Source organism: Gordonia polyisoprenivorans (assembly GCF_017654315.1).
Lineage (GTDB): Bacteria > Actinomycetota > Actinomycetes > Mycobacteriales > Mycobacteriaceae > Gordonia > Gordonia polyisoprenivorans_A.
Window position 1 is genome coordinate 2,858,577 of the sequence record NZ_CP072203.1, and the last position, 14,279, is coordinate 2,872,855.

Below are 14,279 nucleotides of genomic sequence, written 5' to 3' on the forward strand. Positions count from 1 at the left end.
GATCCATCGGAGTCGCGGTGCTCGGTATGGGCAACGTGGGCACCGAGGTCGTGCGCATTCTCGAGGAGAGCGCCGAGGACCTGCGCGCCCGGGTCGGCGCGCGACTCGAGGTGCGTGGTGTGGCGGTGCGCGATCTCGCCAAACCCCGCAAGATCGATTCCGAGCTGCTCACCGACGACCCGACGTCGTTGGTCACCCGCGACGACGTCGACATCGTGGTCGAGTTGATGGGCGGAATCGATCCGGCACGCAGCCTGATCCGCCAGGCGCTCGAGAGTGGCAAGTCGGTCGTCACGGCCAACAAGGCGCTGTTGGCCGAATACACCGGTGAACTCGCGACCGCGGCGGCGACGGCCCGCGCCGACCTGTACTTCGAGGCGGCGGTGGCCGGTGCCATCCCGGTGATCCGTCCGCTGACGCAGTCGCTGGCCGGCGACACCGTCGAGCGGGTGGCCGGAATCGTCAACGGCACCACCAATTTCATCCTGTCGGCGATGGACGCCGACGGAGACGACTACGACGTGGTGCTCGCCGAGGCCGGTCGGCTCGGCTATGCCGAGGCTGATCCCACTGCCGACGTCGAGGGATACGACGCGGCGGCGAAGGCCGCGATCCTCGCGTCCATCGCCTTCCACACCCGGGTCACCGCCGCGGATGTGTACCGCGAGGGCATCACCGCGGTGACGTCGGCCGATCTGCTCGCCGCCCGCAAGTTCGACTGCACCATCAAGCTGCTCTCGATCTGCGAACGTGTGCGCGATGCCGATGGCACGCAACGTGTTTCCGCTCGTGTTTATCCGGCGCTGATCCCGTTGAGCCACCCGCTCGCGACGGTCGGCGGTGCGTTCAACGCGGTCGTCGTCGAGGCACAGAACGCTGGGAGACTGATGTTCTACGGACAAGGCGCCGGTGGGGCACCGACCGCCTCGGCGGTCCTCGGTGACCTGGTGATGGCCGCCCGCAACAAGGTGCACGGAGGTCGCGGACCGTTGGAGTCCACCTACGCCAAACTGCCGATCGCGTCGATCGACGACGTACCCACCCGCTACTACGTGTCGATGCGGGTCGCCGACCGCCCCGGAGTGCTCGCGCAGATCGCCAGCGAATTCTCCAAGCGTTCGGTCAGTCTGGCCGCCGTGCGGCAGGAAGGTGCGGGTGACGATGCCCGGCTGATCGTCGTGACCCACCGCGCACCCGACCGTGCGCAGTCCGAATGCGTTGCGGCACTGGAAGATATGGACGAAGTGCTCAAGGTGTCGAGTGTTCTGCGATTGGAAGGTACCGATGACTGACGCCCCGTCGACCCCGCTCGCCCCCGTGCATTCGGGGTGGCCCGGACTGATCGAGGCCTACCGTTCGCGGCTGCCGGTCGCCGACGACTGGAAGGTGATCACCCTCCTCGAGGGTGCTACCCCGCTCGTCGCGGCGCCGTACCTGTCGGAGCTGACCGGCTGCGAGGTCTACCTCAAGGTGGAGGGTCTGAATCCGACCGGCTCGTTCAAGGACCGCGGTATGACCATGGCGGTCTCCAACGCGGTCAACAACGGCAAGACCGCGGTGCTGTGCGCGTCCACCGGCAACACCTCGGCATCGGCGGCCGCCTATGCCACCCGCGCCGGGATCACCTGCGCGGTGCTGATCCCGCAGGGCAAGATCGCGATGGGCAAACTCGCGCAGGCGGTCATGCACGGCGCCAAGATCATTCAGGTGCAGGGCAACTTCGACGACTGCTTGGAACTCGCCCGGAAGGCGACCGCCGAATTCACCGAGATCGAACTCGTCAACTCGGTCAACCCGGCCCGCATCGAGGGGCAGAAGACCGCGGCCTTTGAGATCGTCGACGTCCTCGGCCGCGCTCCCGACGTCCACGCGTTGCCGGTCGGCAACGCCGGCAACATCACCGCCTACTGGAAGGGTTACTCGGAGTATCACGCCGACGGGATCGCCTCGTCGCGCCCGCGCATGCTCGGTGTCCAGGCGGCCGGCGCGGCGCCGCTGGTCAGCGGCGAGCCCGTCGCCGACCCGGAGACCATCGCGACCGCGATCCGGATCGGCAACCCGGCCAGCTGGCATCAGGCCGTGGCCGCGAGGGACGAATCCGGCGGACAGTTCCGCGCCGCCACCGACGAGAAGCTGCTCGAGGCCTACCGCCTCGTCGCGGGCCGCGAGGGTGTCTTCGTCGAACCCGCGTCGGCGGCCAGTGTCGCGGGCCTGCTCGCCGCGCGCGAGGAGGGCTGGGTGCGTGCCGGGGAAACCGTCGTGTGCACCGTGACCGGCAACGGACTCAAGGACCCCGACACCGCGTTGTCGGGGATGCCCGAGGTGGAAGCGATCGACGTCGACCCGGTGGCGGTGGCCCATGCCCTCGGCGTCGCCTGACTCGCTCATGGTCACCCCGGACACGGTGTATCGGCAACTGCCCGAAGGTATTTCGACTCGGGTTCGGGTTCCGGCGTCGAGTGCGAACCTGGGCCCGGGATTCGACTGCCTCGGTATCGCGCTCGGTATCCACGACGAGGTGACGGTCACGACCACCGATGCCGGTCTCACGGTGGAGGTGGTCGGAGAGGCGGCCGAGCAAGTACCCCTCGACGCCAACCATCTCGTCGTGCGCGCCATCCTGAGCGGTCTGGCGCATGCGGGCTTCTCGGTGTCCGGGATGCACCTGCGCTGCGTCAACGTCATCCCGCACTCGCGGGGTCTGGGATCGTCGGCGGCCGCGTCGGTCTCCGGCCTGGCCGCCGCGTCGGGACTCCTCGCGGCGTCGGGGATCGCCGCGCCGCTGACCACCGACGAACTCGTGCAACTCTCCAGCGAGTTCGAGGGTCACCCGGACAACGCCGCTGCGTCGGTGCTCGGCTCGGCCGTGGTGACCTGGACCGAACGTACCGACGACCGCGACCGCTACCGGGCCCGCGGACTTCGGGTGCACCCCGACATCAGCGCCACCGTGTTCGTGCCGTCCACCGAGTCGTCGACCGCCTTCACGCGCGGACTGCTGCCCGACGAGGTGCCGCGCGCCGACGCCGTGCACAACCTGAGCCGAGCGGCCCTGGCGGTGGTCGCGTTGACCAGCGACCCGAGTTGCCTGCTCGCAGCCACCGAGGATCGTCTGCACCAGCCGTACCGGGCCGCCGCGATGGGGCCGACCGCAGAGCTCGTCGCCGCACTGCGCAAACGAGGACATGCGGCCACGGTCTCCGGTGCGGGACCGAGCGTCTTGGTCCTCGGCGGTGCACCGCTCCCGTCCGATGCCCGTGACCTCGGGGTGGAGTACGGATTCGTTCCGCAGACCGTCGAAATCGCGGGCGGAGTCGAGATAGGCTGACGCCCAAGGCCGGCACGGGTAACGATCCATGGACCGAGGTCGACCCGGTGGGGGTCGGGGCGCCATGGCGTCGGGGAGGACGAGCGGGGATGCACACGCGGAATACGACGGTGCCGCGGGATGCCGCAACGGCACGGAATATCGCAAGGACACGGCGTGTTGCCTCATCTGGGACGACGCGTTATCATATCCTCGTCTAGCCGCGAAGGCTCGTTCAGCCATGTTCTCGGGTAATCAGCTTGGTGGTCCACTCCGCAGCGGAGCCGCCGCCACAGCGGAACGAACGGTTCACCGATACCGACCCGACAATCACCTCCTCGAGCCGGCACCCAACTGGCGCACCCGAGTACAGGAGTGACACTCGCAGCCGGAGACCACGATCTCTCACCCGTCCACCGAGGGCGGGCATGCCCGACGAACCTCGGCATCTGACAACCGAGGGCGACGGCGGAATGAAGCCCCTTGCGGCACACGGTTTGCAAGGGAATGAAAGGACATCCGTGACCGATACGGACCTGATCACCGCACCCGCTTCCGCAGACACGACCACCGAAGCGGCGGCGCCGAAGACCCGCGCCCGCAGCGCCCGAACCGGACTGTCCGGCATGGTGCTGAGCGAACTCCGTGCGCTCGCCGGGGAACTGGGCATCAAGGGCACCTCAGGCATGCGCAAGGGTGACCTCATCGCCGCGATCAAGGAACGCCAGTCCGGCGGTTCGCCGAAATCCGGCGAGCAGGCCAAGGCCGGTTCCCCCGAACAGATGACGATCACCGCTGACGAGCCCACCAGCCGTCCGGTGCGCGGACGCGCGGCCAAGAACGGCGCCGCCGACACCGGCGCACGCGAGAACGGTGCCTCCCAGGCCGCGGACTCCGACGCCGCAGCCGGCGCCGAGAAGACCGACGCCGCACCGAAGAAGCGCTCCGAGCGCGAGTCCCCCGACACCTCCGGCGAGTCGACGAGCGGTGGCGGCGAGGCCCGTTCCGAGCGCCGCGACAACCGAGCCGATGCCGAGGGCGACGACGCATCGGGCAACCAGCGCAACCGCAATCGCAACCGCAACAACCAGAATCGCGAGGGTGGCCAGAACCGTGAGGGTGGCCAGAACCGCGAGTCGGGCCAGAATCGCGAGGGCAACCGGAACAGCGGTAACAACCAGGGCGGTAACAACCAGGGCGGGCAGGGCCAGAACGGCAACCGCGACAACAACCGCGACGACGACGACGACCAGGGCGGCCGACGCCGCGGACGTCGATTCCGCGAGCGGCGTCGTGGGCGCGACCGCGAGAACACCTCGGGCGAGCCCCAGATCTCCGAGGACGATGTCATCGCCCCCGTCGCGGGCATCCTCGATGTGCTCGACAACTACGCGTTCGTCCGCACCTCGGGTTACCTCGCCGGCCCCAACGACGTCTACGTCTCGATGAACCTCGTGCGCAAGAACGGCTTACGCCGCGGTGACGCCATCACCGGTGCGGTGAAGGTGCCCCGCGAGGGTGAACAGCCCAATCAGCGGCAGAAGTTCAATCCGCTGGTGCGACTCGACACCGTCAACGGGGCCGAGGTCGAGGCCGCCAGGAAGCGCCCGGAGTTCGGCAAGCTGACACCGCTCTATCCGAATCAGCGCCTGCGTCTGGAGACGACCCCCGATCGCCTGTCGACCCGCGTGATCGATCTGATCATGCCGATCGGCAAGGGGCAGCGAGCATTGATCGTGTCGCCGCCGAAGGCCGGTAAGACCACGATCATCCAGGACATCGCGAACGCGATCACCACCAACAACCCGGAATGCCATCTCATGGTGGTGCTCGTCGACGAGCGCCCCGAAGAGGTGACCGATATGCAGCGCTCGGTCAAGGGTGAGGTCATCGCCTCGACGTTCGACCGTCCGCCGTCAGATCACACCTCCGTCGCCGAGCTGGCCATCGAGCGCGCCAAGCGTCTGGTCGAGGGTGGCAAGGACGTCGTGGTGTTGCTCGACTCCATCACCCGTCTCGGTCGCGCCTACAACAACGCCTCCCCGGCATCGGGTCGCATCCTCTCCGGTGGTGTCGACTCGACCGCGCTGTATCCGCCGAAGCGTTTCCTCGGTGCCGCGCGCAATATCGAGAACGGCGGGTCGCTGACGATCATCGCCTCCGCGCTGGTCGAGACCGGCTCCACCGGCGACACCGTGATCTTCGAGGAATTCAAGGGCACCGGTAACGCCGAACTCAAACTCGACCGCAAGATCGCCGACCGCCGGGTGTTCCCGGCCGTCGATGTCAATCAGTCGAGCACGCGTAAGGACGAGCTGTTGATGTCGCCCGAGGAATTCGGGATCGTCTACAAGTTGCGTCGCGTGCTGAGCGGCCTCGATTCGCAGCAGGCGATCGACCTGTTGATCAGCCAGCTCAAGAAGACCAAGACCAACATCGAGTTCCTGATGCAGGTGCAGACCAATGCGCCGGGCGCGATGAAGGACGACTGAGACCGGTCTCGCCGCAGGGGATTTGGCCCCGCGAGCCGACCACTTCGAGCCGCCCTCGACCATCACCGATGGTCGAGGGCGGCTCGGTTCGCTGGGTGTTTGGTTCGCTGTGTGGTCGGTCTGGCTGTGTGGCCCTGTCGTGCGCCGGGCCGGCTCAGGCGATCAGATCGGTCAGCAGATGATCCCAGGCGGCGAACACCGGTGCGGGCACCGGGCCGGTCTGGGTGAGTACGAGGCTGCAGGCGCCGTGCCGGTCGTACAGCTCGATCGAGCCGGTGCGACCCCACACGCCGTCCGACCAGGTGATCCAGGATTCGGCGACCAGACCGAAGTTGATCATGGCCCGCGCGCGCCCGGAGGCCACGACCATCTGACCGCGGTGCTCGCGGGCGCCGTCGAGCTGATCGTGGCGCATCTGGATGCACCCGGGTGCACAGGTGGCCGTCGTCATCTGCATACCCAGGAGCGCAGCGTGTTCGAGCGCGGCGATCACCTGCCGGTCGTCGACCCTGCGGAAACCGGCATCGGACAGACCCGGGAGTTCGGTGCGCCGCGCGACACCACCGTCGGCGAGGATCGAATCGAACTGGGTGATCTGATCGTCGTCGGCCTGAGCAGGTGTCGGAACCGACCAGCTCGCCGAGGCGTCGGGACCGTATGAGTCGAGGCCGGCTGCGTCGGCGAAGGTCGGATCGGCGCGCCCGAGTCCGATCGACTCGAAGGCCAGCCGGTCACTGTGCTCGGTGAGATATGTGGCATGAGCGGTGTTTCCGTCGACGTCGAAGAACCGCAGGGTCGGCGGGACATGCGCAGCGGGTTCGGTGATCAGCGCCGACCCCAGCCGAGCAGGGTTGAGCCGCAACGTGATGCGGGAGGCGTCGCAGCGGATCGGCCCGCCCGGATGCACCGGCGGCTCGTGGGTGCCGACGTCGTTGCAGACCACCGGCCCCGCCACGGTGACACCGACCACCTGGTCGAGGTGCGGCAGATGCGCTCCGACGACGGCGGGCTCGAGACCGAGTACGGTACCGGTGAAACCGGGGGAGGCCATCAGCGTTGCGAGATCGCTGGTTCCCGAACTCCCTGGCGCACAACCACATCCCTTGTCACGCCGACAGCTCCTCGACAGCGACGTGCCGGTGCTGTCGGGGGCGTTCTCGGGGCCGGGAGTGGGCTCGCGGTTGGTGGGCATGACGCCCTTCCTTTCCTAGTAGACGTCGCGCAGGTAGCGCTTGGCCTTCTTCAGTTGATCGAGGTAGTCACCGGCCTGATCGGCAGAGCGGGAACCGTGCTCGGCGATGATCTCGGTGAGTGCGGTCTCCACGTCGCGTGCCATCCGGGTCGCGTCGCCGCACACATACAGGTGCGCACCGGATTCCAGCCACGCGAAGAGCTCCGCCCCCTGCTCGCGCATCCGGTCCTGTACATAGACCTTGCGATCCTGATCACGGGAGAACGCGAGATCCACGCGGGTGAGCACACCGTCGGCGCGGAATTGGTCGATCTCATCGGCGTAGAGATAGTCGGTGGCGTGATGCTGGTCGCCGAAGAATAGCCAGTTCCGTCCCGAACAGCCGCGGGCCTGCCGCTCGTGCAGGAACGCCCGGAACGGTGCGATCCCGGTGCCCGGCCCGATCATGATGGTCGCGACGTCGTCGGCCGGCAGCCGGAATGACTTGTTGGGGGTGATGAAGACGTCGACGGTGTCGCCGTCGTTGCGGCGATCGGCGAGGAACGTCGAACACACCCCGCCACGTTCACGCTCGCCGGAGCGGTAGCGGACGGTGGCCATGGTGATGTGCACCGTGCCCTGGTGTGCGCGGGGACTCGACGAGATCGAGTACACCCGGTGCGCCAACGGGCGCAGCTCGGCGAGCAACTCCTCGGGGGTGATCGTCAGCGACGGGTCGACCTCGAGGAGGTCGAGTACGTCCTTGCCCCACAGCCACGCGTCGAGGGCCTCCTTGTCGCCGGTGGACACCAGGTGCAGCAACTCCGGATCCTGACTGCGCGAGGCGATGTAGTCGACCAGATACTTCGACGGCGTCGCGATCTCGTACTGACGTGTCAGCGCGTCACGCAACGTGCGGGTGGACCTGCGGTCGGTGATCTGCTCCTCACCGGTTGCGCCGAGGCGGGCGATCACGCGCTCCACCAGAGAGGGATCGTTGACCGGGGCGATGCTGATGCCATCGCCCGGCTCGTAGGTGATTCCGCTGTCGCCCAACGAGATCACCAGATGACGGACCTCCTTGCCCGACCCCGGGCCGGACAACACCGTGTTGGCGACGATGGTCGCCGGATACGGGTTCTTGCGACCCCACTTCGCCGGGGTACGCGACGTGGTCGCCAGGGCGGGGGCAACGGTTTCGGCCGCAGTGGGGACCGAAGGTGGAGTGGCCGGTGACGAGGAGTCGGGGGCCAAGGAATCGGGGGCGGTGGAGGAGCCCGTTTCTGACTTGTCGGTGTCGACGGCGGCCAGCGCGGTGATCGCGCCGGAGATCCACTCGCGGGCCGGTTCCTCGTAGTCGACGTCGCAGTCGACCCGGTCGATCACGCGGGTGGCGCCGAGTTGCGCCAGTCGGGCGTCGATGTTCTTCCCGGCCTGACAGAATCCGTCGTAAATCGAATCACCCAGCGCCAGAACGCCGTAGAACAACCCGTCCAGGCGTGGCGCGTCGGGTGCGGCGAGTGCTTGCCAGAACAGCTCACCGTTGTCGGGCATATCGCCCTCGCCGTAGGTGGAGGTGATCACCACCAACCGCCGCACCGCGGTCAGGTCGTCGAGTTCCAGGGCGTCGAGACCGCAGAACTGTGGGACGAAGCCCTGTGCACCGGCCTGTTCGACGAGCTGTTCGGCGAGATATTCGGCGGTCCCGGTCTGGGAACCGAACACCACCTGCAGGGCGATCCCGGCCGGGGCGGCCGCGGCAAGCGCTCCGGTGGGTTGCGCGGTGGCCGATCCGGCCATCGCGATCTTGGTGTTCAATCCGGCGAGAAAGCCCGCCAGCCAGGCCTTCTGATCGCCGGTGAACGGAACATCGGAGGGAATGTAGGGCAATTGCATCTCAGGAGACCTCCGGTAGGACTGCGGCGGCCGAACGTGCGAGGGACTCGGCGACGTCGGGGATCGCTCGGGTGGCGAACAATTCGTCGAAACTCGGTAGCCGACCGAGTCGTTCATGATTGCGGCGGTCCTGGTGGAGAATCCAGCCATAGGTACCGGGGGCATCCATCGAGCGCACATTGCGGCGTTCGAGTGCCGCCTTGTAGTCGTCGACGCGTTTGGCGGAGACGAGCGCGGCGATCTGCTCGGAGTCGTACTGCGCCAGAATGTCTCGCACATAGCGGGACACCCGGGCGATGAGATCGTGATCCTCGGTCAGGATCAGATTGCGGGCCGCACGCGCGAGGAACTCCTCACTCGCCGAACCCGTTGCCGCCCTGGTGCTTCGGTGGTTCAGACGCGCGCCGGCCACCTCGCGGGCGAGTTCGTACACCGTGAAAGCGCCCAGCAGCCGGTACATGTCGGCGTCGTCGGTGTGGCCGTACTCGGGCACCACACCCTCGGCGACGGGCGTCCCCGACCGCAGATCGGCCTTGAGGGTCCGGATCTGGTCGAGTGCCATCGCGCCGGCGAGCTCATCGCGCAGCGCTCGCGGACTCAGCGTCGTCATGAGGGTATCGGCATCCTGATGGGCCAGTAGAGCTCGAGGCAGCGCATAACTCACGTAATGGCGTTCGGTCTCCCAGTTCTCGAGCAGCCGTGTGGCCAACGCCGAGTCGGTGGCCTCGGCGTGCATCTGCAGCAGGGTGAACGCGGCGTGGTGATGGATCGGGGCGAGTGGATCGTCGACGCCGGTGATCGCGCCAACGATCACCGAGTCGTTGCTGATCCGTTCGGCGAGTTCGCATCCGGGATCGTACTGATAGAGAAAGCCGCCGCTCATCCCGTTGCCCAGGCCGTTGCCGTAGCCGCCGAGGTTGAACACGGCACCGCCGGTCATGTATTCACAACCGAATTCGCCGAGCCCTTCCACCACGGCCGTGGCCCCGGAGTTGCGGACCGCGAAGCGATCTCCGGCCTCACCCTCGACGAACAGGCGTCCGCCGGTGGCCCCGAAAAGGGCGAAATTGCCGATGAGGACGTTGCCCCCGAGTGCGGGGGAGCCGCCACCGGGAGACCGCACCACGACGGTGCCACCGCACATCGACTTGCCCACCCCGTCGTTGCAGGTTCCGCGGTGCTCCAGTCGCATCCCGTCGTTACAGAAGGCGGCGTAGGACAGACCGGCCGAACCGGAGGTGGCGATGACCACGGTGTCGGCGTCGAGATGGCGTCGCCCGCGATCATCGCGGATCGCGGCGGCCACCTCGGAACCGGTCCCGTGATTGAGCCGCCGCTCGATGTCGACGGCGAGTTGTGCACCGACACTTCGGTTGCGGTTGGTCAGCACCACCGGTGTGGTGTGGACCCCGTCGCGGGCCTCGTCGACGAGCGCGCGCCAGACCTGCTCGCCGAGCGTGTCGTCGACGCGGTAATCCCGTTCGAGATACACCGGATCGGTGATCTCGGGTGCCTCGATCCGCGCGAGCAGCGCTTGCGGGCGCAGATCGGTGACGAGTGCGGGATGATCGATCAGCCGCAGCAGATCGGTGCGTCCCCGGGCGGCGCGCAGATCCGGCAACCCGAGGTCGGCAAGGAGTTCGCGGACCTCGTGGGCGACATTGAGCAGATACTGCGCCATCGCCCGTGGATCGCCGTCGAACACCTCCGGATTGGTGGTGAGCCCGGCCGGGCACTTGATGTTGCAGTTCTTGGCCATCACGCAACCGATCATCATCAGTGCGGCGGTACCGAATTCGAAGCTGTCGGCACCGAGCAGGGCCGAGACGAGTACATCGCGTCCGGTCTGGTGGGCACCGGAGGTCCGCAGCACCACCTTCTGGCGCAGCCCGTGCACCGACAACGCCTGATGGACCTCGGCGAGCCCGATCTCGGCGGCTCGGCCCGCATACCGCAGGCTCGTCACCGACGCCGCGCCGGTTCCGCCGGTGTTGCCCGCCACGTTGATGACGTCGGCGCCGGCCTTGGCGACACCGACCGCGATGGTGCCGATGCCCTCGGAACTGACGAGTTTGACGATCACCCGAACACGCGCGGCCTTGCAGTCGTGGATGAGCTGGGCGAGATCCTCGATGGAGTAGGTGTCGTGGTGCGGAGGTGGGCTGACGAGTTCGACGCCGGGCGTACCGCCACGGGCGGCGGCGATCTCCACGGTCACCTTGGGTGCCGGGAGTTGGCCGCCCTCGCCGGGTTTGGCTCCCTGACCGATCTTGATCTCGAGTTCGGTGAGCATCGGGTCGGCGAGGTAACCGGCCCAGATCCCGAATCGTCCGGAGGCGAACTGCTTGATCCGCGAGGCGCGCAGCGTCCCGTAACGCGAGAGATGTTCGCCGCCCTCACCACAATTGGACAGGCCACCGACCATGTTGGTGCCGTGGGCCACCGCCTCATGGGCGGGTGCGACGAGTGCGCCGTGACTCATTGCGCCGGAGGCGAAGGTCGCCGTGATCTCATGTGCGGGTTGCACGTCGGTGAGCGCGATCGGTGGGGTGTCGGCCACCGGCTCCAGGATGTCGCGCAACGCGCTCGGGCGGCGGGCCCGCGTGGTCGCCAGATCGGCGACGAAGCCGCGATAGGCGTCGGTGACGGTGAACCGATCGATCTCGGCGGGACTCAATGCCGCAAAGCTGCTGTCCTCGTAGACCTCGTCACCCAGACCGAACGCGTCGGTGAGGGTGGCCAGGGTGAGCAGGCGGACCGTGTCACCGAGCCCCTCGGCCTCGGCCTTCGTCGATTCGTCTGGCGCCGAGGAGAAATGGATCTTCTCGTCGACGAGGGCGCCGTATCCGCGGACGGCTGCGGCGCCGAACGAGTGTCCGGCACCCTCGGCGCGTTCCTTGAACAGGCCGAGCAGGGGTAGGTCGGTGTCGGCAGCCGGTACCGGGGCGTTCATCGCCGCGCTGTGTGCGGCCCCGAGGGCCTCGACGATCGGCTGTAGCCCCACGCCGCCGACGGGTGCCCGCAGATTGGGGAACCAGTGGCGCAGATCCTGCTCGGCGGTGTCGAGGAAGGCCGGTTCGAAGAACTCGCCGCCGATATAGCTTTCGACCGTGCAGAGCCCGACCCGGCCCATGGTCTTGCACAGCGATTTCTCGGCGGCCTTGCGCCACCGGGCGAACCCCTCCTCGTCGGGTGCCCGCCGGGCCACCGTGTGTGGATGCACCGCGGCGGCACCGAAACCGAGGATCGCGGCGAGATGATGCGACGATTCGACCTGGCCGGTGTCGACGACGAGCGAGATCCGCAGGCGCATGCCGGCGGAGATGAGTTGCTGATTGACCGCCGACACCGTGAAGATCATCGGCAGTGCCGCCCGTTCGGGACCGATCCCGGTATCGCTGAGGACAGCGATACCGCCGGTGGCCGAGGCGAACTCGACGATTCGAGCCCCGAGACGGTCGATCGATTCGACGAGGTGGATGCGATCGGCGTCGGCGTCGACACCCCGCTGGAATGTCGCATCGAAGACCTGCACCGGTGATTCCGACTGTGCCATCAGCACTCCGAGGTCGCCGGCGGTGAGAATCGGTGTGCCGAGCACGATCTGGCGTCCTTCGGACCGGTCCGGCTCCACGTTGATGTCCGGGCGGCGGCCGAGTGCGACCCGCAGGGTCATCCCGTCGGCCTCCCGGATGGAGTCCAACGGTGGATTGGTCACCTGCGCAAATCGCTGCGAAAAGAACCGTGACACATTGGGTTCGACGTTGGTCAGCGGATTGATGGCGTTGCCGAAGCCCATCGCGGATACCCGCTCGACGCCGTCGGTGAGCATGGGGTCGGTGAAGTACCGGAAGCTCTCCTGATCGAGGTAGTAGGCGCGGTAGCGCTGATGGTCGCTGAGATCGCGCTCGGCCGCGGTGGACCCAAAGCTGTTCGACGAGAACTCACCCGAGGTGTGCGCTGCGGCGATATCGGCGAGATCGGCGAGATCGACCTTGGCCGCGCGCAGCAACGCGGGGTAATCCTGTGCCGCGGAAAGCTTTTCGTAGGCGTCGGCGGTGGTGTAGACGCGATGCTCGCGATGGTCGTAGTAGATCATCCCGCCCGCGGAGACGCGGCCGCGGGCGATCACGGTCTCGGGATCGAAGTCGACCTGCCCGGCTTCGGAGAAGGCGCACAGGTAATCGGTGGTCTCGACGGTGCGCAGCGGCCGCAAGCCGAGGCGGTCCAGTCGCGCGCCGATGATCGTGCCATCACCGAAGACGACGGCCGCGGGTCCGTCGTTCTTCTCCTCGTAGAGCGAGAAGTACTCGAACATCGCCCGGACACGCTCCGACAGCGTCGGATCGTTCTCCCATGCCGGCGGCATCATCGACACGATTGCCGTCACCAGGTCGGTTTGGTCGTTGATCACCCGTGCGGCAACGGTCTGGTCGAGGCGGCTGGAATCGGACTGGCCGGGTGGACGCACGATGGGCCGTCGGGTAGCCGCGGCAGCGGTGACCTGGGCGATGCGGTTCTTCTTGTCGGTGTTGAGTTCGCCGTTGTGCGCGAGGAACCGGAACGGCTGCGCCATCGTGGGGTGCGGGTCGGTGTTGGTGGAGAAGCGTGTGTGGAAGAACAGTGTGTGCACGCGATGATCGGGGTCGGCGAGGTCGAGGAAGTAGTCGATGACCTCGGGGGAGGACAGTCGTCCTTTGAGGACTTGGGTGCGTGCCGACAGCGAGAGCGGATAGAGCCCGGCAAGCGCGGGTGCCGTGTAGCCGATCGCCTCGATGTGCAGCAGCGCCTGCTGGACGAGACGGTCGAGGTCCACCGGCTCGGGGCATGGCTGCGGTGCCGCAAAGATCCACTGGCGGATCGGGAGCTGGAAGTCGACGGCGGCCTCGCGGAGCACCGTGTTGTCGACCGGTACGTCGCGCACACGCAACACGGTGAATCCGCGGTCGGCCATCGTGCGCTCGATCAGGCGGGTGGCCTTGGCCGCGGCCTCCTCGGTGCTCGGCAAGAAGAAGTTGCCCACGCAGAACTGGCCGAGGCGCAGGTCGGGCCGACCGGTGAGTTTGCGGAAGAACCGCTGCGACAGGTCGATGCAGATACCGCCGCCGTCGCCGACGCCCAGTGCGGACATGCCGCCGCGGTGGGGTACCGAACACAGTGCGGCACGCGCCTTCTCGATCACGCTGTGCTTCTGGACGCCGTCCTTGCGGGTGATGAAGCCCACCCCACAACTGCTCTTCTCGTCGCTGGGGTCGACCAGCAGTTGCTGGTGACCGTGCCGATCGGCCTGCATTCGTCTCCTCGTGTGCCCGGGTGTCCACTCGATGTGCCGGCCTCGGCGGTGACGTCCGAGTGGCCGGTCGGCGATGTCCGCTGCGACGGCGAAGCGAACATCAGAGGCACTATAACTTAG

7 protein-coding genes are annotated in these 14,279 nt (G+C 67.4%); 4 read left to right on the forward strand and 3 right to left on the reverse strand.

Annotated elements, in window-relative coordinates:
- Nucleotides 1-26 precede the first annotated feature (26 nt).
- From J6U32_RS12880 to rho, 4 genes are all read left to right on the forward strand, one after another.
- Entirely contained in the window at nt 27-1,292 is a 1,266-nt protein-coding gene (locus J6U32_RS12880) for a homoserine dehydrogenase (RefSeq protein WP_244332943.1), read from the forward strand.
- Nucleotides 1,285-2,379 (forward strand): threonine synthase, encoded by a 1,095-nt coding sequence (gene thrC, locus J6U32_RS12885; RefSeq protein WP_208795780.1) that lies wholly within the window; start codon nt 1,285-1,287, stop codon nt 2,377-2,379. Before J6U32_RS12880 ends, thrC begins: the two co-directional genes overlap by 8 nt.
- Complete coding sequence (gene thrB / locus J6U32_RS12890; RefSeq protein WP_208795781.1) at nt 2,360-3,328, forward strand: homoserine kinase; 969 nt, start codon at nt 2,360-2,362, stop codon at nt 3,326-3,328. The genes thrC and thrB overlap by 20 nt, the downstream gene beginning before the upstream one ends.
- A gap of 500 nt (nt 3,329-3,828) precedes the next feature.
- The gene (gene rho / locus J6U32_RS12895) at nt 3,829-5,799 is read left to right on the forward strand and encodes a transcription termination factor Rho (protein WP_208795782.1); all 1,971 of its coding nucleotides are present in this window, start codon (nt 3,829-3,831) and stop codon (nt 5,797-5,799) included.
- A 154-nt stretch (nt 5,800-5,953) separates the two neighbouring features.
- Here the strand turns inward: rho and J6U32_RS12900 are convergent, their stop codons facing one another.
- From J6U32_RS12900 to J6U32_RS12910, 3 genes are read right to left on the reverse strand one after another with little or no spacing between them, the layout of a single operon-like run.
- Nucleotides 5,954-6,991 (reverse strand): heme transporter, encoded by a 1,038-nt coding sequence (locus tag J6U32_RS12900; protein ID WP_208795783.1) that lies wholly within the window; start codon nt 6,989-6,991, stop codon nt 5,954-5,956.
- A 15-nt stretch (nt 6,992-7,006) separates the two neighbouring features.
- On the reverse strand, nt 7,007-8,866 hold the full coding sequence (locus J6U32_RS12905; protein ID WP_208795784.1) for a sulfite reductase subunit alpha: 1,860 nt from the start codon (nt 8,864-8,866) through the stop codon (nt 7,007-7,009).
- A 1-nt stretch (nt 8,867) separates the two neighbouring features.
- A complete protein-coding gene (locus J6U32_RS12910; RefSeq protein WP_208795785.1) occupies nt 8,868-14,159 on the reverse strand; it encodes a glutamate synthase-related protein in 5,292 nt (1,763 codons plus the stop codon).
- Between the last annotated feature and the right edge of the window lie 120 nt (nt 14,160-14,279).